Annotated in this window: 21 protein-coding genes; 8 read left to right on the plus strand and 13 right to left on the minus strand. The window is 38.9% G+C overall.

The annotated features are described in order from the left end of the window. Positions 1 to 30 precede the first annotated feature (30 nt). The 7 genes from hflX to B0169_RS15195 form a co-directional block, all read right to left on the minus strand. The gene (hflX, locus tag B0169_RS15165; protein WP_077287324.1) at positions 31 to 1,317 is read right to left on the minus strand and encodes a ribosome rescue GTPase HflX; all 1,287 of its coding nucleotides are present in this window, start codon (positions 1,315 to 1,317) and stop codon (positions 31 to 33) included. A 33-nt stretch (positions 1,318 to 1,350) separates the two neighbouring features. Beyond that, positions 1,351 to 1,614, minus strand: a complete 264-nt coding sequence (hfq, locus tag B0169_RS15170; protein ID WP_077287326.1) for an RNA chaperone Hfq — start codon at positions 1,612 to 1,614, stop codon at positions 1,351 to 1,353. A 116-nt stretch (positions 1,615 to 1,730) separates the two neighbouring features. Continuing rightward, entirely contained in the window at positions 1,731 to 2,627 is an 897-nt protein-coding gene (miaA, locus tag B0169_RS15175; protein ID WP_077287523.1) for a tRNA (adenosine(37)-N6)-dimethylallyltransferase MiaA, read from the minus strand. 72 nt (positions 2,628 to 2,699) lie between these two features. After that, positions 2,700 to 4,667 carry a DNA mismatch repair endonuclease MutL gene (gene mutL / locus B0169_RS15180; RefSeq protein ID WP_077287328.1) on the minus strand — a complete coding sequence of 656 codons (1,968 nt, stop codon included), beginning with the start codon at positions 4,665 to 4,667 and terminating at the stop codon, positions 2,700 to 2,702. Positions 4,668 to 4,674: 7 nt separating this feature from the next. After that, complete coding sequence (locus B0169_RS15185) at positions 4,675 to 5,994, minus strand: N-acetylmuramoyl-L-alanine amidase (RefSeq protein ID WP_077287330.1); 1,320 nt, start codon at positions 5,992 to 5,994, stop codon at positions 4,675 to 4,677. A gap of 127 nt (positions 5,995 to 6,121) precedes the next feature. Beyond that, entirely contained in the window at positions 6,122 to 6,607 is a 486-nt protein-coding gene (tsaE, locus tag B0169_RS15190) for a tRNA (adenosine(37)-N6)-threonylcarbamoyltransferase complex ATPase subunit type 1 TsaE (protein WP_077287332.1), read from the minus strand. A gap of 41 nt (positions 6,608 to 6,648) precedes the next feature. Further along, complete coding sequence (locus B0169_RS15195) at positions 6,649 to 8,154, minus strand: NAD(P)H-hydrate dehydratase (RefSeq protein ID WP_158077104.1); 1,506 nt, start codon at positions 8,152 to 8,154, stop codon at positions 6,649 to 6,651. Between the two features lie 38 nt (positions 8,155 to 8,192). Between B0169_RS15195 and queG the strand changes: the two genes are divergently transcribed. Continuing rightward, the gene (gene queG, locus B0169_RS15200; protein ID WP_077287525.1) at positions 8,193 to 9,338 is read left to right on the plus strand and encodes a tRNA epoxyqueuosine(34) reductase QueG; all 1,146 of its coding nucleotides are present in this window, start codon (positions 8,193 to 8,195) and stop codon (positions 9,336 to 9,338) included. An 18-nt stretch (positions 9,339 to 9,356) separates the two neighbouring features. On the opposite strand, the gene B0169_RS15205 is transcribed toward queG, so the two are convergent. The 5 genes from B0169_RS15205 to orn form a co-directional block, all read right to left on the minus strand. Then, on the minus strand, positions 9,357 to 11,000 hold the full coding sequence (locus tag B0169_RS15205) for a response regulator (protein ID WP_077287335.1): 1,644 nt from the start codon (positions 10,998 to 11,000) through the stop codon (positions 9,357 to 9,359). A gap of 31 nt (positions 11,001 to 11,031) precedes the next feature. After that, positions 11,032 to 11,241, minus strand: coding sequence for a DUF1289 domain-containing protein (locus B0169_RS15210; RefSeq protein ID WP_077287337.1), 210 nt, complete (start codon positions 11,239 to 11,241; stop codon positions 11,032 to 11,034). Beyond that, complete coding sequence (locus B0169_RS15215) at positions 11,238 to 14,876, minus strand: hypothetical protein (protein ID WP_077287339.1); 3,639 nt, start codon at positions 14,874 to 14,876, stop codon at positions 11,238 to 11,240. Before B0169_RS15215 ends, B0169_RS15210 begins: the two co-directional genes overlap by 4 nt. A 516-nt stretch (positions 14,877 to 15,392) precedes the next feature. Next, a complete protein-coding gene (locus tag B0169_RS15220) occupies positions 15,393 to 15,893 on the minus strand; it encodes a DUF4442 domain-containing protein (RefSeq protein ID WP_077287341.1) in 501 nt (166 codons plus the stop codon). A gap of 127 nt (positions 15,894 to 16,020) precedes the next feature. After that, complete coding sequence (gene orn / locus B0169_RS15225; protein ID WP_077287343.1) at positions 16,021 to 16,566, minus strand: oligoribonuclease; 546 nt, start codon at positions 16,564 to 16,566, stop codon at positions 16,021 to 16,023. A gap of 471 nt (positions 16,567 to 17,037) precedes the next feature. On the opposite strand from orn, the gene rsgA reads away from it, so the two are divergent. From rsgA to B0169_RS15250, 5 genes are all read left to right on the plus strand, one after another. Beyond that, positions 17,038 to 18,075: a small ribosomal subunit biogenesis GTPase RsgA gene (gene rsgA / locus B0169_RS15230; RefSeq protein WP_077287345.1), complete on the plus strand. Its 1,038-nt coding sequence runs from the start codon at positions 17,038 to 17,040 to the stop codon at positions 18,073 to 18,075. Between the two features lie 35 nt (positions 18,076 to 18,110). Next, positions 18,111 to 18,986 (plus strand): archaetidylserine decarboxylase, encoded by an 876-nt coding sequence (gene asd, locus B0169_RS15235; RefSeq protein WP_077287527.1) that lies wholly within the window; start codon positions 18,111 to 18,113, stop codon positions 18,984 to 18,986. 45 nt (positions 18,987 to 19,031) lie between these two features. Further along, positions 19,032 to 19,766 carry a glycerophosphodiester phosphodiesterase gene (locus tag B0169_RS15240; protein WP_077287347.1) on the plus strand — a complete coding sequence of 245 codons (735 nt, stop codon included), beginning with the start codon at positions 19,032 to 19,034 and terminating at the stop codon, positions 19,764 to 19,766. 160 nt (positions 19,767 to 19,926) lie between these two features. After that, positions 19,927 to 20,313: a BlaI/MecI/CopY family transcriptional regulator gene (locus tag B0169_RS15245; protein WP_077287349.1), complete on the plus strand. Its 387-nt coding sequence runs from the start codon at positions 19,927 to 19,929 to the stop codon at positions 20,311 to 20,313. A gap of 31 nt (positions 20,314 to 20,344) precedes the next feature. Then, positions 20,345 to 22,309 carry a M56 family metallopeptidase gene (locus B0169_RS15250; RefSeq protein WP_077287351.1) on the plus strand — a complete coding sequence of 655 codons (1,965 nt, stop codon included), beginning with the start codon at positions 20,345 to 20,347 and terminating at the stop codon, positions 22,307 to 22,309. Between the two features lie 11 nt (positions 22,310 to 22,320). On the opposite strand, the gene B0169_RS15255 is transcribed toward B0169_RS15250, so the two are convergent. Beyond that, complete coding sequence (locus tag B0169_RS15255; RefSeq protein ID WP_077287353.1) at positions 22,321 to 22,815, minus strand: Spy/CpxP family protein refolding chaperone; 495 nt, start codon at positions 22,813 to 22,815, stop codon at positions 22,321 to 22,323. Positions 22,816 to 22,965: 150 nt separating this feature from the next. Between B0169_RS15255 and B0169_RS15260 the strand changes: the two genes are divergently transcribed. Next, complete coding sequence (locus B0169_RS15260; RefSeq protein ID WP_077287355.1) at positions 22,966 to 23,667, plus strand: response regulator; 702 nt, start codon at positions 22,966 to 22,968, stop codon at positions 23,665 to 23,667. Beyond that, complete coding sequence (locus tag B0169_RS15265; protein ID WP_077287357.1) at positions 23,667 to 25,058, plus strand: HAMP domain-containing histidine kinase; 1,392 nt, start codon at positions 23,667 to 23,669, stop codon at positions 25,056 to 25,058. Before B0169_RS15260 ends, B0169_RS15265 begins: the two co-directional genes overlap by 1 nt. The last annotated feature ends 31 nt before the right edge of the window (positions 25,059 to 25,089 follow it).

The raw sequence follows: 25,089 nt of genomic DNA on the forward strand, positions 1-25,089 counted from the left end.
CGATAAAACACTGCTTAATATATCAGTCTGTTAAGTTTGAATAAAGCGCTCTATTTCGGCTTCATCTTGTTTTAGTAATTGATTCCATTCTCGAACGGGTAACTTTATCGATAATAAGCAGTTACCTTGCTCGTCATATCGCTCATCAGTGATACAATTTAATTGATAAAATTGACCACGAAGTTTACCGGCACTGGGCGGCAAACAAAGCTCATGCGCTATAATCTGCTTACCTAACCGTTCGGCAAGTGCTACGAATAATAACTCAATGCCAACGCCTTGTTGCGCTGACAACCAAACTCGAATCGGCAACCCTTGTTCATCACGATCAATTCTCGGTTCAACATCGTCTAATTTATCGATTTTATTACAAATCAATAATTGAGGCACATCACCTGCTTCAATTTCTGTTAAGACTTCGTTTACTTGTTCAATATTCTCGCTGCGTCGGTCATCAGCAATATCAATAACATGTAATAATAACTCTGCTTCTCTTGTTTCTGTTAGTGTTGCTTTAAAGGCTGCAACCAAATCATGGGGTAGATGGCGAATAAAGCCAACAGTATCAGCAAGAATAACGCGGCCAACCTCATCGACCTCAATTTTACGTAAAGTTGGATCTAGGGTCGCAAATAGCTGATCTGCTGCATAAACATCTGCTTGAGTAATATTATTAAATAAAGTCGATTTACCCGCATTGGTATAACCAACTAAAGACACGGTTGGAATTTCAGCTCTATTTCTTGCTCGACGCCCTTGTTGTCTTTGCTTTTCTACCTTTTCTAAACGTTTACGAATATTAACCATACGGTCACGTAACAAACGTCTATCAGTTTCAAGTTGAGTTTCACCAGGGCCACGTAAACCAATACCGCCTTTTTGTCGTTCTAAGTGCGTCCAACCTCGTATTAACCGAGTACTTATATGGCGTAATTGCGCTAGCTCAACTTGTAATTTTCCTTCATGCGTACGAGCTCGCTGAGCAAAAATATCTAAAATCAAGGTGGTCCGATCAACAACTCGGCATTCACACAGCGCTTCAATATTTTTTTCTTGTGATGGCGATAAACTATGGTTAAACAGAACAATATTGGCCCCAAACATACGCACAGCTTCAGCAATTTCTTCTGCTTTTCCGGTTCCAACAAAATATTTTGGGTGAGGGGTATTGCGTTTACCTGTAATTGTATTTAACGCAGTTATCCCTGCTGAATCAACAAGCATTTCAAATTCTTGCAGATCTTCGCGGGTGTTATCATCTGGGAAATCTAAATGAACAAGTATCGCCTGCTCACCTGCTTGATACCTATCAAACAAATGAGCGACTCCATACAATACTAGCTTTTACCATTAATCTTCTGAATCCTGATTGTAGCCTGCTTGATTGGCTTGTGGGGCTGGCATAGTAGATACTGCTCTAGCCGGAACTACCGTTGAGATAGCGTGTTTATATACCATTTGACTTACAGTATTTTTAAGTAAAATCACAAACTGATCAAATGATTCTACTTGCCCTTGTAGTTTGATGCCATTAACTAGGTATATTGCTACTGGAATGCGATCACGACGTAACGCGTTCAAAAATGGGTCTTGTAAAGATTGCCCCTTTGCCATTATTTGGCCCCTTTTGTTATTTTTAGGTAAAGTTAAATATTTGCTTCAATTTTTATTAAAATTTTTCAATTAAACTAGTTGCTTAATGCACAACTGATTTAATTATACATCAATGTTTAAACTTTGCTTACTGCCGATAAAATAACTTGTAAATTATTTTCATCTTCCATATGCAGCCATTGCAAGTTTTGCCAACTTCGCAGCCAAGTTAATTGCCGTTTCGCAAGTTGCCGAGTAGCACAAACACCTTTAAAAATCATTTCATCATGATCATAATCACCTTGCAAGTGTTGCCACATTTGTCGATAACCAACACAACGCATTGAAGGTAAATCTAAGTGTAAATCGCCTCTTTGCTTTAAATCGATAACCTCTTGTTTAAAGTCTTGTTCAATCATCTGCTGAAAACGTAATTCAATACGCGCATGCAAATCACTGCGCTCTTTTGGTGCTATGGCGAACTGTAAAACATTTCCACTGACTTTATCACCTTTTATTTCAGTCAATTGTGTCAAAGTGTGACCTGTTTTACGATATACCTCAATTGCTCGAGCGAGTCGCTGGGGATCATTAGGATGAATGCGCTCAGCTGATACTGGGTCAAAACCCTGTAACTCTTCATGTAAAGCAAGCCAGCCTTTTTCTGCCGCTTCCAACGCAATACTTTTGCGTATGCTTTCGTCAGCTTCAGGCAGTGGCGAAATTCCCTCAATAAGGCTCTTAAAGTACATCATAGTGCCCCCCACCAACAAGGGTATCCGGCCATTTTCTCGACTTTTCGCTATCGCCTTTAATGCGTCTTGACAAAAGTCTGCTGCTGAATAGCTGTCACTCGGATCTCTAATATCGATCAATTGATGCGGATAAGCGGCCAGTTCTTCTGCCGTTGGCTTAGCCGTACCGATATCCATACCTTTGAATACCAGCGCTGAATCAACACTAATAATATCGCAAGGTAATGCATCGTATAACGCCATCGCTAAAGCTGTTTTTCCTGAAGCGGTAGGCCCCATTAAACAAATAACAGGCGGCTGATTAGCAGCAATATTTTGTTGGTTTAGCACGTTATTCAATACCGTTATTTGTTACGTTAACTCATTTATAGATGATGTGAGGTCTAGGGCAACAGAATTCAAGCGTAGTTGCTGTTCAAATTGACAATTAAAATGTCTTTGCGCATTTCGCCAAATTTGCAAGGCATGTGCTTGGCTACTTTCCTCACTCAGCATAAGCGCAGCTAAGGCCATTTGCCAGTCAATATCTGCATGCACGCCATCATGACTCTCAACATCTAACTGCTTAATTAATCTATCAAAACTATGAGCAACATCTTTATTTCTCAATAAAGCGGGAAATTGTCGAATTTGTACTTTCTGGTTATTTAGCGATTGTATATCCATGCCAATATGTTGAAATTGCTCAGCATTGAGCTGAACAAATTTTGCTACTTTTTCACTGACAGATATTTTGATTGGCAATAATAACGGCTGACTAACCAGCTTTTCATGCCAACGTTGCTTAATAGTTTGCAGCTTGAGTAATAATTCAATTTTTTTAACCGACAGTACTCGTAAGCTTTGCTGTTGTTGAAATAATAAACAATCCGGTGCTTGCCAAAACAACACTTTAGTTGCTTCTGTTGTTTCTGTCATTTCATCTTCAGTACTAGCGCTTAGCACAGCAGGGGAAACTTGTGCCGAAGTTCGGTTATTTTCTGGTATTAACTCAGGCTCGGTTATTTGTGAGTCAATCGCCAGTGGTGTCATCAAGTCACTGTAAGCCTTGCTCGCTTGCGGATTTATTTTTGGAGAATAGTGATGAGTATTTGCACTGCTTGCATAGCCATTAGCACGCAAGTTTTCATGGTTGCTGGCACGTTCGGCACGGTTATCCGATGACTGAATATTAGTTGCAGTATGAGCTTGCTGACTAACATCAGCACTAGCACGCAAAGGCGTTACAAAGCTGGTATCGTGATCGGCTAACTGATGCTGGGCTTCATGGTTAGTGTCTGAAGGGCTAATTTCCCCGGTACTATGATCAACATCAAACGCTAGTTCATTTTTCAACGCTTGGTTACACACCGAATAGATAAAATCATGAACATAACGCCCTTGATGAAAACGGACTTCATGTTTGGCCGGATGTACATTGACATCGACATCACGAAAATCAAGTTTCAAAAATAAAACAAAAGCAGGATAAGCATCGCTGGGCAATAAGTCCGCATAAGCTTGACGAATAGCATGATTAATCAATTTATCACGCATCATACGCTCGTTAACGTAACTATAACTTAAGTCATTTTGATTACGATAAAAGCTAGGTTGTGCAATCCAACCATGCAGATGAAGCCCATCATGTTCACAGTCAACTTCAATGGCATTATCAATGAATTTCTGACCGCAAACTTGCGCAACACGTTTACTACGCTGTATTAATGAATTCGCCGCACGAAATTGTTTGATCACTTTATGATTGTGACTGAGCACGAAGCTAATATCAAAATGTGCTAAAGCAATACGCTTAATGACTTCTTCAATATGAGCAAATTCAGTTTTTTCAGTACGTAAAAACTTGCGCCTGGCCGGGGTATTGAAAAATAAGTCACTAACATCGATTGTAGTTCCTTTAGGATGAGCCGCAGGTTTAATCGAGACCGCCATATCACGCCCTTCAGCATTTGCTTGCCATGCCGACGTTTGTAATTCTGGCTTTGAGGTCAGCGTTAAACGGGCCACAGAGCTAATACTGGCCAGGGCTTCGCCGCGAAACCCTAAACTACTAATAGCTTCTAGGTCATCAAGGTCTTTAATTTTGCTGGTGGCATGTCGGCTCAAGGCTAAAGCTAATTCATCCTTAGCGATGCCTTTACCATCATCACTAATTCGGATCCGCTTTGCGCCACCTTTTTCAATATCAATTTTGATGGTTTTCGCGCCAGCATCAATACTGTTTTCAACCAACTCTTTGACAACTGAGGCTGGACGTTCAACAACTTCACCTGCAGCAATTTGGTTAGCGAGGCGAGCGGGTAATATTGCAATGGTCATGCGAGGATTAATCTGCCTGTGGTATTTTTAAGGTTTGGCCAATTCTGACAACATTCGATTTGAGATTATTTGCTGATTTTAATTGACTGACTGAAACTTTATAGCGTTGTGCCACAACGGAAAGTGACTCGCCACGGCTAATTTTATGCTCTCGAACACGAGCAGCAGCAATCAGTGTGCCATCGGGCGCATTATGAGCAAAGTAATCATCAACAGCGGTATATATAGCTTTAGCCAATTTCTGTTGGTGATGCGCATTGTTCAATCGTTTTTCTTCTTGTGGGTTAGAAATAAAGCCAGTTTCAATTAGTACTGATGGAATATCAGAAGACTTTAACACCGCTAAGCTTAAACGTTCAGGCTTCTTTTTGTGTAATTTGGTCACTTTCTTCAGTTGTTTGACAACATGCTCAGCAAAGTCATAACTACTCGCCATAGTGTATTCTTTTTTCATGTCAGCTAAGGCTATCGCTAAGTTATTATCTTTGGTTTTTCTGATAGTTTCTCCCGCGCCGCCTAGTAACTCTGAATTTTTTTCTCGATTTTGGATCCATCGGGTAAACTCTGAATCTGCGCGACGCGTTGCTTGCACTAATACTGATGCACCATTAGGTTTCGACGATGTAAAGGCATCTGCATGAATAGAAATCAGCAAGTCCGCCTTAGATTTCCTGGCTAACTCTGTTTTGCGATTGTGGTCAACATAGTAATCACCACTGCGGATCATTACAGCTTTTAACCCGGGCTTTTTATCGATTAAATTCGCTAGCTTTTGCGCTATTTTTAACGTGACACGTTTTTCATAAGTACCCGCTGCCCCGATTGAACCTGGGTCTTCACCGCCGTGACCAGCTACAATCGCAATGACAATATCGCGTTTACCTAGATTGTTATCATTTTTTTCAATACTTCGGCTCTTTTTATCGTAGAGATCAATGACCAAACGATCACCATATTGTCCTGCTGGAGCAAGTGGAAAAACTGAAACTCTGAAGTCTTCCGCTAATTCAAGTACTAAACGAGTACTGCCTTTTTCTTTTGAAGTACTGGTACGAATTTTTTTTACTCGACGATCGGTATTAATGGCTGACATTAATGCGGCATTGTTTTTACTATTTTTAAAATCTATGACTAAACGGTAAGGTGATTTTAAAGGAAAGTATTTAAAATCAGGTTTTTCACTGAGATCAAAAACAATTCGTGTATTTTCTGGCGCTGGCCATATCCGCACACTTTCGATGCTATTACTTGCATAAGCAACAGCCGATAGGCCGATACACAACAAAAATACCGTCAGTAATTGTTTTATATAGCTCACTAAACGCATTAAATTTATTACCTCTAAAAAGACACGATCTGAAATAACTCATACATTGGTTATTTTCTTATTATATTCTCAAACTATACTGAACGAACACGTAACATACGTAGCCGCTATTCATATGTAGTGGTAATTACTCCGCTAATTTTGACAGTAAATTTTCACCTAAAATCGTTTTAGCATGCAGAGAGATTTCGCGTTGCTCGTCATGGTAGGCTAAATCTATAATCATATCTGGTGCAGGTAACATACCTTGGCCTTTTTCGGGCCACTCAATAAAACTACAACTCGTACTATTAAAATAGTCTCTAATTCCCATGTATTCTAGTTCTTCAGCATCAGCTAAACGATATAAATCAAAATGATAGACCTGCCAATCAGGTAAATCATAAGGTTCAACTAAGGTATAGGTTGGGCTTTTAACATGACCTACATGTCCCATTCCTTGAACAAACCCACGCGTTAATGTGGTTTTCCCTGCACCAAGGTCACCATTAAGAAAAACAACAACACCTTGTTTTAGCTCATTTTTTACAATATCAGCAAGTTGTTTTCCCATGGCTATTGTTGCCAGTTCATCTGCTAATATATAATTTTTTTTCGTTGTAAAATCATTCATTTTATCGTTATTACTTCTAAAGTATCGCATCTATAGCGTAATTACCATTGGTTAATTAGCCGTTGAATTTCGGGCGATAAATCACTCGCCAACAGGCCTATTTGCCCGTGTTTTTGAGTAATAATATCAGCTGCAAGGCCATGAATATAGACACCTAAACGTGCAGCACTCAATATATCACTTGTTTGTAAAATTAGCGCACCAATGATACCACTGAGTACATCCCCCATACCACCACTTGCCATGCCTGGATTGCCAGTGCGGTTAATCCAAGTAGTATTACCATCAGATATCAATGTGCCTGCCCCTTTGAGTACGCATATTCCACCATATTGCAAAGCAATTTTTTTCACCGCAGAAAAACGGTCTGCTTCTACCTCTGCTGTCGAACAAGCCAGTAAAGCCGCAGCCTCACCTGGATGAGGAGTTAATATCCATTGATTATTTTTTAGTGGTTTTTTCGCCAGTAACCTTAAAGCATCGGCGTCAATCACTTTCGACTGTGGTAATTGAATGACAAAATCAAATAAAGCTTGTGACCAATTATCTTGCCCTAACCCTGGCCCTAGAATAATGCTTTTAGCTTTATCTAAAACCGGCGAGCAACTCAATGTTTGTAGAGAATTTGCGGCTATCATCACCTCAGGCCGACGAGTCAATAAGGGAGTTCTAGACATTTCATGACAACAAACGCCAACCAACGAGGCGCCTGAACGCAACGCTGCTTCAGCAGCTAAACAAATTGCTCCGGTATAAGCATGGTGTCCTCCCACGGCTAATAAAAGTCCAATATGGCCTTTATGGCTACACGGTAATCGTGGCGATATAACCGGTAAGTTTTGCTTATTTTGTACCAAACAAAGCGCTTTAGTGAGCTGTGCTAAGGCATGATTAGCAGCTAATGTTTCCAGTTGTAGCTTACCAACAAAATTAGCCGCTTGCCCGCTTAATAAACCTTGTTTATAGGCTATCAATGTTACCGTTAACGTTGCTTTGACTGCCACTGTCGATATTGTCCCTAAGTCAGCGTTTAGACCTGAAGGAACATCAACTGACACGCGAGGGCATAACGTATTGTTGATCTCTGTAATCAACTCCACATATGGAGCAGACAAATGCCCGTTGAAACCAATTCCGAATAAACAATCAACCAGTAGATCGCCTTGAAAGTCTTTAACGGTTTGCTGAACTAATGCAACATCATGATAAAACATAATCTTTATCGGTAAACCGTCAAGCTGCTCCAACGCGAGTTTAGCATTATCAGCAATTGATTCTCGTACCCCGTTCACAACAACGGTTACCGAAAAACCCGCTTGATGCGCCAATGCTGCAATAATATAGCCATCGCCACCATTATTTCCTTTACCACAAATAATAATGAGCTTTCGGGCATCGGGAAATTTTTCTTTTATTTGCTGAAAAACTGCGGCTCCAGCTCGCTGCATTAATTGCCATAGGTTAATACCTATCAGTTGCGCTGCATCAGCTTCATAGCGCTGTAGTTGATTAACCTTATAAGTATGATGTGTTAAACTTCTCGACACTTGCAATACCACCATTATCGTTTGAACATTCAGCTGCCATGACTACATCTACTATTAACTATCAAGATTTAACAGAAAAGATCAAGCTTTGGGGCCAAGAGCTTGGTTTTTCCCAAGTAGGCATCAGCGATGTTGACTTATCTAAGCATGAAGCCGCACTAACTCGTTGGTTAGAGAATAACTATCACGGCAATATGGATTATATGGCGCGTCACGGTTTAATGCGAGCAAGAGCAAAAGAGTTAGTCGAAGGCACACTTAATGTTATTAGTGTTCGTATGGACTACTTACCTACTGATGCAAAGTTTGCCAAAATTTTAAAAAATAAAGATCATGCCTATATCAGTCGTTATGCCTTAGGTCGTGATTACCACAAACTCATACGTAAGCGTTTAAAGCAACTTGGGGAAAACATTAAGGCACATTGTGAACACTTTAATTATCGCCCTTTTGTCGATTCCGCGCCAATACTTGAAAGACCGCTAGCCGAAAAAGCTGGGTTAGGCTGGGTTGGTAAACATTCCTTACTGATTAACAAGCAAGCTGGCTCATGGTTTTTTCTCGGAGAACTACTCGTTGACCTACCTTTAATACCAGATACTAAGCCAGAAAACGATTGCGGTACTTGTGTTGCTTGTATAAAAATTTGTCCAACACAGGCAATTGTAGAACCTTATGTTGTTGACGCTAGACGCTGTATTTCGTACCTAACAATAGAATTACGTGATGCTATTCCTGTCGAGTTTCGACCATTGATCGGTAATAGAATTTATGGCTGTGATGACTGCCAATTAATTTGTCCATGGAATAAGTTTGCCAAACTTGGCAGTGAAGACGACTTCAAACCTCGGCAGAACTTAGATAATATCGCGTTATTGACCTTATTTGCATGGGACGAGCAGACATTTTTAAACAAAACTGAGGGGTCACCTATTCGCCGTATTGGTTTTCAATGTTGGCAACGCAATATAGCTGTCGCAATAGGCAATGCTGATTTTTCCACGCGTAATATTGAAGCACTAACAGAAAAGCTACTGGAGGCAGAGCCTATGGTTGCCGAGCATATTGAGTGGGCAATAGCGCAACAGACATTGAAACAACAAGCATTAGATACAGATAAAAATTTGCGCTTAACGGCACGCTTAATTCGCTCGGTTGAAAAAGGTATGCCGCGCGATGCTTAAGTGATAAACCACCTTATGTTATGTGTTTAATTTTTGCCATTTAGTCAATAAATCAGTAAAAACGGTCGCACTTTGACCTTCAAGATTTAACGAGGTTAACTTAGCAATAGTATTATCAATGAGCTTAATATGCTCTGGCTCTGCTAGTTCTTCTTGCTTGATTTTCATCAATATTTTAAATTGACTAAAAAGCAGTTTAACATTGTCAGGATTAATTTTTAATGCTTGTTCAACGGCATTAAGTGCTGGCAAAAAACGACTTTTTTGGAAGTGCTCAACCGCCATAGTATTGAGCTTTTTAGCACTAAAATGTATTTCCTCTCGTTCTTGAGTTTCCTGGGCAATGTAGCGTCTGATCACTTGGCTATTCAGCGAATCACCGGCGATTTGGTTCTTAATCGCTTCAAGCAACAACACAGCATCTTCACGCATGCCCAATTCATGCAATACTTTCACACGATCTAAATTGTCTTCTAAAACCGTACTTGGTTTAAGTGACATATGGTTTTCAACCAGTTTTTTCGCTTTACTCTGTTCATCTTTGACATTATGTAACCGGGCTTTCACCACCAACAATTGTTGTTTAAAAAAGTTCGCATCTTCACGATCACTTTCCAATTGTTTGATATAACGTTCGGTTTGCTGCAATATCACATCAGCACTTTCATCGGGAGTTGAGCACACAAGATCTATACCGGATCTAATCACATTTAGTATCAGTTCCGGTGAGTCATGAATAGAGTTTTTTGCTTGTTGTGCAATATTACGAGTTGCAAGGTACTGACCTTTATGATCATGAGTTAAACGTGCTAAATCCCAGGATTTCTTATTACGTTCAATATTCCTCGGGGCCAATTCCATAGCCTTTTTGATTTCTTCATAAGCTTGCTGATATTGCTCTTGCTCAATAAAATATTGCGCCATCATATCGTGAGCACCAAAACGTGTTTCAGGCTTATCGATAAGCGTTTTGATCATGTCTCTTATTTCATCTAAACGCCCTTGTTTCAATAAAGCTTTGGCATAGCCTAGATAAACCCAAGAGTAAGGATATTCTTTTAATAGCTCCTGATAAAAAACTTCCGCTTCTTCAAATTCAAGTAACGAAAGATAAGATTCTCCTTTAATACGATTAATATTAGGGTAAAAGTGCGCTAGCTTTTCATTTTTCAGGTGCCTGTCGGCAAAATAGATGGCTTTAGCATAGGCTTTTTTATCAATGGCACTATTAATGTTAAACAGTACTTGTTTGATTTTTAGCGTTGAAATTAAACGGGTTCGTACTTTTTTTATCGCAAGCGGCTTAGTCCAAAAATCATCAGGTTGTAATTCAATAATAGAATTGACTAAAGACTCATTTGTTTCTGTACTGAGAAAGATCAAAACGGTAGTTTTAGTGACGTGGCCTTTAAATTTAAGCTCTTCTAGTAAATGAAAGCCGTCTTTGTCACTCTTGACATTAAAAGCACAAATAATGATATGAAAATGCATTTCATCACACAACCTCAAACCATAATAAGAATTTTGTGCACAACGTATTTCCTTAATGCCCAAAGCAAATAAACTTTCTTTTAATACGCTATGTACTAATAAATTATCATCGATAATCAAGACATTAAGTTGATCTAACTGTGCTAAGGGATTTTTTTCAATTTCTTCCATTAATCATCCTGTTACCCCTAATGCTAAGCGACTATTTATCTAGCTGTTGTTGACGTTGCTGGCATTGACTCAAGACTGATTTCTTTCCTGTCGCATCAAGTTGCCGCCATGCCATGATTTCATCAATATGACGAAAACAACCTAAGCAAATATCAGCCTCATTTAAACAGCAATTACGCACACAAGGACTGGCAATATCATCCTCAACATTATTTATTGGCTGGTGGTATTTAACGCTCATATTGACTCTGCAAACTCAGTTAACTGCTCTATGCATAGTTTGAGTTGATTTAGCTGCGCTTGCAATTGTTCTTTTTGCAGTTCTGATACTGACTGATCAGAAAGCTCGGCATTGTCAGCATGACTATTTATTTGCTTTAATACCAGGTCTAACGCCGTGCATTGTACCAACAAAGGCTCTGCGGCAATGACTTTTGCTAGTATAGTCAAGGATTTTGAAGACTGTAAAGCCAAATGATAGTTTTGCCGTGCTAAAGCGTGCTCTAAAGCTAGTGCGTGCGCATGAATGTCCAACACATATTCATCTAACATAAAAGCCGCTAGTTCTGCTGAGCCTTGATTGTCAGCATACTGAGCTAAATCAAAAGCATTATCGGATAAGTGAAATTCTGCTGAGACTTTAGCAGTATCAAACAGCGATGCTACATCAACCATATCGAAATCTAACGTTTGCTCAGCATGACTAAGCACTGACGCGGCCTGTTCCCCCACGGCAGTATTACTCATTACTTGCTCAGGTAATGTCAGTGAATTTATTTCAGCAGAAACCTTATTACAATCAGTTTTTAGCCAAGGCGATAGTTGCTCAATTAACAATGCGACATCCAATTCAGCTGTTACCTCACCACGATACCAAGTTTCAGGTAACGTCAAACAACTCAAGTCAGTTTTATCGCTTTCATTATCCAGTAACGAAAATACACCTCGAGCATTATCTGCACAGTGATTGAGCGTTAATTGGGTCGGCAAAAATTCACTCATTACCACTAAATAACGCCCCGACTGCCACAAGCGATCTAAACGTTCTTGTTGAGATACCAAGGTAATTTGTAGCCCAAGCCATGGTAATACTCTGATTAATGTTTGGTATTTGTGCAACGCTGCTACACCAAGTAAAATTTCTACCTGTGTTGGAACAAACTTATAATCTGCGAACGTTTCTGCTGCGAGCAAAAGATTCATCTGATTTTTATTGTTTTTTAGCTGTACAACACTAGCCACGAGTTCTTGAGCAAACCATGGTAAATTACAGTTACTAAATAGCCCTCTACTTTGCAAAACATGACAACAAAAAGGCTGGATAACTAATATTTTTGGCAGTAGCTTTTCGGGAAGTGTCGCTAAATGCCGAGTCACTAAATCATAATCAGAAGCATATACTTCCGGTGATAAAATAATAATATCAACATGGTTTTTGCTTAAATGATTAACACTGATTTGTCGTCGGAATAATGACAGATCTTGCATCGTTTCAACGATGGCTTTGCTATTGATAAACTGCTGGCAAATTCTGCTGCGACTACTTTTATCCGTTGCAATAACTAAAATAGAGCATTTATTGAGCTTTATCGGTGCATCATGATTATTTTGATTATGCTGTTCAGCAATAACCGACGGTAAGTGAAAAGAAAATTTACCTGTTGCTCCTAACTGCTGAGCAGCTTTATCACTAACGTTAAAAACTAACTGCAAATCACGTAAATAGCTTTGATTCGTTATTTGACTCTCTGGAGATACTTCGTTGTCAGCGGCCAACTGTTCAATAATTTGAAACAAGCTTTTAGGCGCTGATGCGTTATTAATCTCAAAGCTGACTTTTAGTATTTGTTGATCAGAGTTGACATTAACTAACTGAACATCGATAACAAGCTCAACCCCATACTGTCCTGCCAGCATAATTTGGCAGGTGGTATCAATCATGGCTTGAAATAACTCACTTTCAAGTGTGACAAAACTCGCGACATTACTAGCAACATTCATATAAACAACATTATTATTAGCTACTTGCTGTAAGCCAATATTAAGCAACGCAGTCTGCAGCTCATTACTTAAGTTAACCGTACTCAGGGTTAAAACAAAATCGTCTCGACGTAATTGCGCGCTAATTCTTTGTTGTTCACTCCAGCAAAATAACTGCTGTAATTGTTGATAGGCATGCTGTTCATCACCACGATCCAACGACAGTATTTGTCTTTCCTGCATAGCTGAACTAGACATCTCGATAATATGTTGAAAGCTTGTCATAGCAGTCAGCTTGTCTTCTTGATTTTGCTGTTTAAGTTTTCGTTGAAGTTGGCTGTTTTCGTCTTTCAATAGACGTAAGGCCTCGGCACTAGATAAGCTGCCACACCATGTACTATCGATATATTCGATGGTTACTGTAATAGCCTTTCCTTGTCTGCTGGTTAAGGACGCTCTTTCAATACTTTGATGCTTCTTCGCTTGACGAGCAATCGACAAAACAGTGCGAACATCAGTTCGGCTAAAGCAATGTCGCCAATGTTGAGCCCTAAAGTCGACAGCTAATAATTTGCAGAGTTGCTGCTGCTTTTTCTTTGACTCTATTGGCAGCTGAAAAAACACACAACCACTATGACGAGACATAGCACCTGCATATTTTTGAAATTGTAGCCGTTGTTCTTGAAAGTCAGCTTCGCTATGCTCAGGGCGGGAAAGCTGTTTGATCTGTGTAATAATTTCGCTAATTTCATAACTTACAGGAGTAATATCTAGCTGCTCTGTGCTAACTACTGCCTGTACAGTTGCCACCCCTTTAATACCGCAATGTTTTATTTTTCGCCGTATACTGAATAGTGTCATGATAAAAATGAGAGCAAGCAAACAAAAGAAAGCAGTAACTAACCAAATAATATCTTTAGCCTGCAAGCTTATATTCGTTAGCGATAACCACTTCCCTAGTTGCTGTTCAAACAACGAAGGTTTGAGGGCTGGAATAGTCAGTTGTTTCTCAAATAACGGCATCAACTCAGCTTTTTGTTGCCCAAGTTCTACTTGGACAGTATTTGCCCTACGGATTTGCCCTCGCCATTTTTCAAAAGTACTTTGCTCGCTAAGAAGCAAGGCATATAACACAGACGTTTGTTCGAATAGTGAGTTTTCTTGCTGATTTTTATCGACAATATTAGCTTCGTTCGCCAGCCATTGTTTTATTTCATGATTTATTTGCTGCTGAATATAATCAAAATTAACTAAGTCATATTGAAGATCAAGTTGATTAAACATCACCAAAGCGTCAATGAGAGCTTGCTGAAATTGCCGGTTAGTATTTAAGTTGCTCACTAAACCACTTAGTGCCTTTGCTCTGATGGCAGTAACTCGATCGGTTAAGTTATCTTGTGTTATTTGTCGGTATAATTCCTGCTGTTGCTGGCTTTGCGTTGTGATTAAATTTGACAAACTGTCAGCAACTAGCGTTAATTGTATGATGGCATTATCTTTAAGCTGACTATTTCGCCGTTCATTATCTACTAAACTTTGTACATTTTCAGCTTGGCTTTGCATGCGCTGTATTAAGCGTTCAATCAACCGTCGATTGTTGCGGCTTAAAGCAGAAATATCAGCTAAATTACTATTGAGTGCTTGGTAGTTATCGCCAAACTTCGTTGCATACTTACTATAGATCATCTCATTAAGCAGACGCTCATGCTTGCTCAATAGTTGTTGCTTCTGACTGTATTCTTCAATCATCGGTACTTGCTGATATTTTACAACAGCTAAGTCTTGCTCATGTTGAAAGTAAAGCGCCCCTCCAACCAAACAAAGCAAAAAAAAACTCAAGCCCAATAATATAAAACGGCTTGAAAGCTGACGGTATAACGGCAGAGTTGAATCCATGAATGGGTAAAATCCTAACAAGTCAAAGTAATTTATTTAGCCAAATAACAATCAGGGAAGTATTTTAAATACCCAAAAATTATTCGAATATATAACAGTCTATGGATTTCACTTCAATTAGCAACGATTAATCAATAAGGCTGGCTATTTACTCATCACATCGGCATTATCATCTACGGTAATATCTTCGCTGTCGCAAGCTAAATCAGCTGAAACATACCACTTCATCCAAAAGCTTCGAGCCAGCATACCTAGCTAAACTTAACGCTTCCACGTTCATCGCCAGCGCACTTGACACTATTTAACCTCAATTCAGACGAATGAACTTTATAACCGAAAAATTCTTCGCATTCTTGACTGAATCATTGCCTAAATAATTGATGATATTTTTAAATAAAATATTAACCAAGCCATAATGGTCGAGTTTAGGTGCTTACCAAGGCATTTTAACAAACCAATAGCGGCTACTGGAGATAAAAACAACACTGACAAGCCTTGGTAGAGTATTATTGAAGCTTAATTCGAACTGGCGTTATTTAGATTTTTTGTCACCCAGGCCCAATTCATAATGCACTGAACGGGTTGCTCACCTGATTCATCAGTAATAGTGACGACTATTTCCATACTGCCTTTTTCTTCTGTTAGCTGGGAAATTTGTTGCTCAGAAATACTTGCAACAGCGGTCAAGTCACCTTGCATTCGGCGCTGAAAGTGCATAGTCATTGATTTTAATAACGGCAGCGCAGTATCTGGCAGGTTCATACCGAAAACAATACCCGTTGCTGACTCCGCTAATAGTGCTACGGCAATCGCATGCACCCCGCCAATATGATTTTGTACCTTTTTATGGTTTTTAATCAGCAATTTCACTTGCTGTGCTTCTATATCGACAATAGTGATTCTGGACGTGCGAGCATACTTTACCTGAGAGCAAAATAGTTGTGTAAATAAAAACGAGTGAGTTACCTTCGGTAGTTTTTTTATGGTCTTAATAGCCCGGCTAAAGCGATTACTCATAAGAGTCCTTTATTGCTGTTTGCTAAAATAATAACTAATTGTTAAACAAACTGGTCAGACCTGCAAGAAGTTTATAAAAAAAGACGCTTGCGCGTCTTTTCACTGCTTGTGATTAAAAACAATTCAATTAAAGTTTGAAGAAATGCTCTTGATAAATTTTTAATTCTGCGATCGATTCACGAATATCATCTAAGGCTAAATGCGCCCCTGTTTTAACAACTTTTTCAAGTACTTCTGGTTTCCATCGTCGTGCAAGCTCTTTAATAGTACTGACATCAAGGTTGCGATAATGAAAGTAATCTTCAAATTCGGGCATATACTTATTAATAAAACGTCGATCTTGCCCTATGCTATTACCACACATAGGAGATTTACCTTTAGCAACATAAGGTTTAAAAAACGCTAAAGTTTCTGCGCTTGCTTGAGCTAAACTCGTCGTACTTTCACGACATCTTTTTGTTAAACCGGAGTTGCCGTGGTGCTCAATACACCACTGACTCATGTTGTCTAACACATCGTCACTTTGATGAATGGCAAAAACAGGGCCTTCCGCCAATATGTTAAGTTGGCTATCTGTGACTATAGTAGCGATCTCTAAGATAACATCGGTGCTGGGTTCAAGGCCGGTCATTTCCAAATCTAACCAAATTAAGTTGTTATCATTAGCGCTCATTATTTTTCCTATATCAATTAGTCTGCAACTTACTACCCCACTTTAATCAGACAATACTATTAGCTAATAATTGGGATAACGGATATTTCAAGCTTAGTTTTACTTCAGTTTATCAGGCATTTATACAAGCCAGTATTTATGCTATGCAACTTGCGACTTAACGTGAGTCATAATGCAAATAAACGTCCAGCAAACATTGTGTAAAAAATGCAGTTAATAATCGTTTTACTCGTTATTGACGAATGCATGCTTAGAGTGACTAAGCGACACCGTCAGAGAGAAATGCACTTTAATCTTCAACAAAATTTCATAGCAAAAATACAACTGCCACGAGTAAAGACGCGATTACACATGCATTTAAATCATGCTTAAGTATATAATACGTGAGAATGTAGCACGATTGAATTTATTTGTAATTTGCTCTGGTAAGTTATCATAATAATGAGAGTCGAAATAAAATGAGAATAATTTGTGGCTAAAGCCAAAAAACTAACCAAAGGCCAAGCGCGGCAGATCAAAGCGAACCAAAGTAAAAAGTTACGCAAATCTACTGAGAAAGTGCAATGGCAAGATGATGAGCTTGCTGCAGCTGAAAATGGCATTGTCATCAGTCGCTTTGGCCAACATGCAGACGTTGAAAGCAGCAGTGGAGAAATATTTCGCTGTAATTTACGCCGCAGTATTAGCTCTTTAGTCTGCGGTGACAAAGTGCTTTGGCGTAAAGGTAAAGAAACCCAACATAGTATCTCAGGCGTAATCGAAGCGGTACACGAACGAGACTCGGTACTCAGTCGTCCTGATGTTTATGACGGTGTTAAACCTATTGCTGCCAACATCAGCCAAATTCTAATTGTTTCATCAGTCTTACCGGCTTTTAATGCTGATATCATCGATCGCTATTTGGTTGCCGCTGAGCAAACCGGCATTACACCAGTTATCTTATTGAATAAAGTTGATTTACTCGATGATAGCAACCGTGATGAAATCGAAAAACAACTCAACATTTATCGTAAAATTGGTTATCAAGTCACTTATGTTAGTAACGAGACAGCTGAAGGTATTGCCGAATTAAAACTACAACTTAGCCAACACACTAGCATATTTGTTGGCCAATCTGGTGTTGGTAAGTCAACACTCACTAACACGCTAATGCCTGAATTAGGTGTAATGACTAAAATTGTTTCAGAAAATTCTGGGCTTGGTCAACATACAACAACTGTGGCTCGATTATATCACTTCGAACAAGGTGGTGATCTGATCGATTCACCGGGTATACGCGAATTTGGCCTTTGGCATTTATCACCAGAGCAAGTAAGTAGTGGCTTTATCGAGTTTGATGAGTATTTAGGCACCTGTAAATTTCGTGATTGCAAACATCAAAGCGATCCCGGCTGTGCGTTGGTCGCAGCAAAAGAAGCCGGTAAAATTTACCCTGAGCGCTTAGCTAGTTTCCAAAAAATATTAGCCAGTTTGGGTGATAACACCTTAACTTCACGCTTCAATGATTAAACAGTAGAATAAGACATTAAGGAAAAATAGTGTTAATTAATAAATTAAAAATCGCTTTGCAGTATCTAATGCCAAAGCATGGTATTTCAAGACTTGTTGGTAAATTCGCGGCAGCAGAAGCCGGTTGGTTTACCACTAAAGCTATCAGTTACTTTATCAAAGCTTATGATATTAATATGGCTGAAGCTAAACTAAAAAATGCTACTGACTTTAAAACTTTTAATGATTTTTTTACTCGTGAACTTGAAGATGGCGCCCGTACTATTCTGCAGGATGACAGCACCATTTGTTACCCTGTCGATGGCGCTATCAGTCAGCAAGGTCGAATTGAAAAAGGCCAGCTTATTCAGGCAAAAGGCTTTAATTACAGTTTAGAAACTTTGCTTGGCGGCGATAAAAATACCGCAGCTCCTTTTCAAGACGGTGAGTTTTCCTGCATTTATTTAGCTCCGAAAGATTATCATCGTATTCATATGCCTATGACCGGCACTTTACGTGAAATGATTTATGTCCCTGGCGATTTATTTTCCGTCAATCCATTAACGGCAAATAATGTACCAAACTTATTTGCACGCAATGAGCGTGTAGTGGCCATTTTTGACACTGAACATGGCGCAATGGCAATGGTACTGGTGGGCGCTACGATTGTTGCGAGTATTGAAACAGTTTGGGCCGGCACAGTAACACCACCAGCAGGGAAAGATGTATTTCGTTGGCAGTACCCAAGCACTGGCGCGAGCGCTATAACTTTAGAAAAAGGTGCCGAAATGGGTCGCTTCAAGTTAGGTTCAACGGTTGTGACTACTTTTGCACCTAATATGGTGAGCTTTAACCAGCAAGCGGGTCCTGAAACCGTTACTCGGCTTGGTGAACATTATGCTGACTTGCTTACGACTACTTCAAACAGCTAAGCTATACCCGATGACTAATACCGGTAACTATTTTGGCAATCAACAATGCAAGTAATTGCCCATAGAGGTGCTAGCGGTGAGTTTACTGAAAACTCACTACTAGCATTTGAGCAAGCAATACTTCAAGGCTGTGACGGTATTGAGTTTGATGTTCAATACCATCAAGCTAGCGGGGAATTTATTCTCTTGCATGATAATTACTTGAAAGATAGTTGCTCGAATAATAAAACTATAAATATTCACTTTAATCAACTGTCGCTAGCTGAGCTTACCAGTGCTAAATACAATATCTGCACGCTAAACCAAGCTTTAAAGTGCATAAACACTCAGTGCTTAATAAATATAGAGTTGAAATCTGCAGCACAAGGCGATCAGCTTGCTGATGAAATGCACAAGCTTATAGCATTACTAAGGCAAGCAGAGTCAAATAATACAATTAGCTACGCACAAATTATAGTGTCTTCCTTTAACCATCATACGCTTACTTATCTAACCACGCATCTACCCAAAATCACCACCGCAGCATTAATTGCCTGTTGCCCTATTGATTATGCTAAGTTTTGCATAAAACTAAAGGTAAAAATGTTAAATCTTGCTGTTGATTGCCTAAATGCTGAAATCGTTAATGACGCTCATCGTCGTGGCCTAAAGGTTTGGGTTTATACTGTTGATAATCCAGAACAAATCAAACAATGTCTGCAGTACCAAGTTGATGGCATTTTTACTAACTTTCCACAACGCACACGTCACTTTATCTCGTCAATAGAACAAAAAGATTAACACCTTGAATAACTACATTTTTTATTATTTTCGCAATAATTTTTTAAAACAATTTAGTAATTGCTATTGCTCATTTATTCGTCTCAAGCTAGGATGGTTGGAATAATATACGAGCATATTCGTATAAAAATTCTGAAAATATTCGCCTTAAGGAATCTCAATGTCACGAGATAAATCAGATATTAAGCCAACAGAGGCAGAGCTGACGTTACTTAATATCCTCTGGAAAATGGGACCTGCCACGGTTCGACAGATTCATGAAACCGTTAGCCAAACTCAAAAAACCGGCTACACTACGGTACTGAAAATATTACAAATAATGCACGAAAAGTCGTTAGTTATTCGTGATGAAAGTAATAGAGCACATGTTTATGCTCCTGCAAATAGTGAAATGGTCACTCAATCATCTTTATTGAAAGATTTAGTCTTAAAAGCATTTGGAGGTTCCACCTCAAAGTTGGTGATGCGAGCTTTAGATAACTCAACAAGTAAAGAAGAGATTGAGGATATTAGGCAGTTGCTCAATGAGCTAGAACAACAATCATAATTAATTAAGTTCAAGGTAATTAAAACAATCAATGATGCAGGAAAGCTTAATAAATAGTCCCTTATTAGCTGGTTTAGCCATTACTCTTATCCATTTTTTATGGCAAGGAGTTTTGGTTGCATTGGTACTAAAAGTACTACTATCGTTAATTTCCTATAAAAAATCACAATTACGCTACGCACTTAGTTCAGTAGCTATGCTAGCAAATTTGATTTTACCTCTTGTGACATTCTTTATTGTTTACGATGTTGAATATCGCCAAGTTGCAAGCTTTGTTAATACCTTCCCCCTACTAGAGCAAGGCTTTTCTTTCGAGCAAATACAAGCAAATGCTTGGTACATTGAGTGGCTAGAATACTTACCTGCACTTGCTATGTTATGGCTGGTTATTGTTTTTACTCTTGCACTTAAGTTAACCATAGAGCTGTACAATGTGAACAGGCTGCCAACTCAAGGTTGCACTTCGGTAGATTTAGCGCTGCAAGCTCGTTTTGATAACTTAATTAATAAGGTCGGGTTATCAAGAAAAGTTGTCTTGTTAGTGTCTAGCAAAACCAATGTACCAATGGCTATAGGTTGGTTGAAACCGGTAGTACTTATTCCATTTAGCATGCTTTCAGGCTTATCACCTCAACAATTAGATATGCTTTTACTCCATGAGTTAGCTCATATTCGACGCCACGACTACTTAGTGAACTTTCTACAGACTTTAGTTGAAATACTGTTATTTTTTCACCCCGCAGTTGCTTGGGTTTCTAAGCAAATGCGTAATGAAAGAGAATATTGCAGCGATGATATTGCGGTACAGCACAGTGGTAGTCCGCTGGCTTATGCGCATACTTTGGCTGACACGGCATCGCTATGCCAAAAACATCGTCACCACACCATTCCTAACATGGCAATGGCAGCCTCTGGCGGTGATTTAAAGCAACGTGTAGTGAGACTATTAGACCAACAGCAACATTGCACTAAAAGTACTGATTCTGGCAAATGGCTAGCATCTTTCACTGTGTTATTAAGTCTTATTTTTCTATTTTCTAAATACTCATTAACCTTGCCGATCATTGACTTACAATCGGGCAGTATTTCAATTCAGAGTTCACCTAAAGCACTACGAGAAAGCGCAATAACTTATGCACCTTTAACTGTCCAAGCAGTTAAATCCAGTACCTCGCTTGCTAGCCAATTATTAGCTATTGATGATTCAAGTTTGCCCCAGCAAGCTGTCAAAAACACTGCTAACGTTTCATTTCAGCCGGCAATAAAAAAAGATAATCTTTTGACCGTTAAAGCGCCTTCAAATAAGTCCAATACCGTTAATCAAGCAAAAGTTACACCTTATTATAATGAGTTACCCATTGTACGAACCAATGTTGACGCGAACAAGAATGTTGCCCAGCACCACGCAGAATTAAAAAGCCAGACACGTACTAGCGATAACCTTAACAATAATACTCGCGCAACTGAGTTAATGTCTGATAGCGCATTTAAACAAACAGACTTAAGTAACTCGACAATAAAAGCTACCGCTTATTCTCAACAGCTTGCGTCCTTGTTAAGTGAACCTAATGTAACTCAGAATGATCAAATAGCAGCCTTAAACAAAACTCACTATGGCATTGACCCACAGTCATCAGTGAACCAGATAAACAAAAACGGACTTAGTCAAGCTGTACTAACTGATGAAACTAGAGATGTACTGAAACGCAATACCACTAATATCGCCGCTAAGTTAATCAGCTCTGTTGAACCTAAATACCCTTCTTCTGCGAAAAGAAAAGGCATAGAATTAGAAATCATGGTCAAGTTCAACATTGATAAAAACGGTTTAGTAAAAGATTTACAGTTTGAAAGTAAAAGCAGAAGTAAGGCAAGTTACTTTCGCAATACCATCAGAAACGCTATGGAAGAATGGCGCTTTCTACCGGCCAAAAAGAATGGCCAAGTGGTAGAAAGCAAAATGTCTAAAATATTTTCTTTTAGCTTACTAAGCTAAAATAAAACGAATTAACGCGCTCGTTTATGCTGTTGCATTTTTACGAATTTCTTTTGTTGCTCTGGTGTTAAAACCTGCATAATTTGATGATGAGTTTTCGCTTTTTGCATAGCCATCTCTTGAAAGCTCGGCTGATATTCTGCATAGATAGCTGCAAAGCTATTGTCATCAAAATCACTCGCTAACATCAATGAGTCAACTTGCTTTTTGAAGCTCTCACGTGATTCTTTATGTTCTTGACGTTTGGTTTTCATATCAGCAAAAATAGCTTTAATCTTCGTTTTCTGTGCTGAGTTTAAATCCAGTTTTTTAACTAAGCGATGAAACTGCTTTTTCATTTTGTTATGATGCTTACCGCGTTTTTCACTCTTTTGGTACTGAGCATTCGGATTACTAACATCACTCTTGTGGCCAATAGCGTTGACATTAAGACTAGTCACTGTCAATGCGATAGCACCCATCGCAACATATGGTTTTATTGTTGAATATAAGCTTTGCATTTTCATAAGTTTTACTCCTCAATTAATTCAACACCAGTATAAATCGCTCAACGAAAAGAAACGCAAACCAACGTAAATGTTATGTAAAGATCTTAAAAGGTAATAAATATATACGCTATTATGGCAATAGAGTATTAGCGGTTAACGAGAGCAACAATGAAAAAACATAAACTTTTATTAATAGATGATGATAGAGAGCTCGCTGATTTACTTTCTGATTATCTTGCAACAGAAGGCTTCGAGTTAATTTGTTGCCATGATGGCATATCAGGCTTAGAGAAAGCATTTGATGATAATATCGCTTTGATATTATTAGATGTAATGATGCCTGAATTAACCGGTTTTGAAGTATTAAAAGCACTTGGGGGCAATCATAAAACCCCTATTTTGATGCTGACAGCTAAAGGTGATAATGCCGATCGTATATTAGGATTGGAACTAGGTGCTGATGACTATTTACCTAAGCCCTTTCAGCACCGTGAATTGTTAGCACGAATAAATGCCATTCTGCGCCGAATTAACATAGTGCAAAATAGCAAGGTACCAAGCTCATCATTAAAAGTTAACGGGGTAATGCTTAATCATGCAACACGCCAAGTCAGTTGTCATGATCAGTCTATAGAGCTTACCGGTACTGAGTACCAAATTATCGAATATTTAATGTCAAAGCCAGGAAGCATTGTCAGTAAAGATGAAATATCAGAGCAAGTGCTGAAACGTAAGCTTAGTGCTTTTGATCGCAGCATAGATATGCACGTCAGCAATATTAGACGCAAACTGTTACCGTTTAGTCCAAACGATAAGCTTAAAACAATCCGTGGTGCCGGCTATATTTTCTTGGCAGGAGAACTAGAGTAATGCTGAAGCTTAGAGAGAAATTTTCTTCAATTGGCGCTAAATTATTTATCTGCTTTTGGTTAATAGTCATATTAACCATTGGCATTACTCGGCTGGTTTCCGAACAATTTAGAAGCAAAAGCTTTATTGCCCCTAGTCATCATTCCGATATAGCAAGAGTTAAGCGCATCGATCACCTCATTAAACGTAACCCCCCAAAAACACCACAAGCAGCGCTAACGATTCTATCTAGAAAGTCAGATCGTGAATTACTGCTAAAAAATATGCAAACAAACCAAATTTACGCATCAAAAAAATGGCAAATTGAAAACTTAAAAAGTTTTTTAAGTGAAAATAACCTAGAGAGCCTCACAACAGTTAAATTTGAGTTTTATCGAATGACAGGCCCTTTAGCCCTTGATATTGCAGGTACACCCTACCAGATATTTCTTGCAAGCCGTGATCGCAAACCACCTTTTGGTGGCTTAATACAACATATTCCAATTTGGATACGTTTAGCCATACCTATCATCATCAGTTCAATTTTACTGTGGCTACTTACCCGATCATTCACAAAGCCATTAATTGCTATGCAAAAAACAGCAACACGCTTTGGGGATGGCGAATTCAGCGCACGTGTGCCCTTAATTGCACAACGTAATGATGAAATAGGTACTTGCGCAGCCAGCTTTAACTTAATGGCTGAAAAACTAGAGCAAAATATTGGCTCTCATCAGAGACTTATGGCCGATGTTTCTCATGAACTTAGATCTCCAATGACTAGATTACAAATTGCCTTGGGCTTGGCACAGCAAAAAGATATCGAACAAGCGACACTTCATAAGCATTTGCAACGTTGTGAGCTTGAAGTCGCTAGGCTAGATGAAATGATAGCAAATGTCTTATCGTTATCACGCTTAGAAAACACGATAAGCCAAATGGAATTAATGTCTGTCGATGTTAAGCAACTTTTAATGCTGTGTATTGAAGATGCGCAATATATAGCTAATGAAAAATCTATTGTTATTAACTTTCATAGCGAAAGCACAGCTTTAACCCAAGCAGATCCAACACTTTTATCCAGTGCATTTAATAATATTTTAATTAATGCGGTAAAATATAGCCATAATAACGATGAACTTAATGTTTACTTAAAAAACACTAGCACTGACTTTATTATTGAAATAGTCGATACTGGCACTGGAGTTCCTGTTGATGATTTACCTAAATTATTCGAACCATTTTACCGAGTAGCACAAGCCCGTGATCGAGCAACGGGTGGTACAGGTTTAGGATTAGCAATAGCTAAACAGGCTGTTATTGCACATAATGGCTCTATCAGCGCAAACAACAATACTAATAATGGCCTCACTGTAACCATTAAACTGCCGATTGAGAGCGGTAAAGTATGATCATAAGTAATGCCTAGTTTAAGTGATTAGC

The organism is Cognaticolwellia aestuarii (assembly GCF_002000025.1).
Taxonomy (GTDB): Bacteria; Pseudomonadota; Gammaproteobacteria; order Enterobacterales; family Alteromonadaceae; genus Cognaticolwellia; species Cognaticolwellia aestuarii.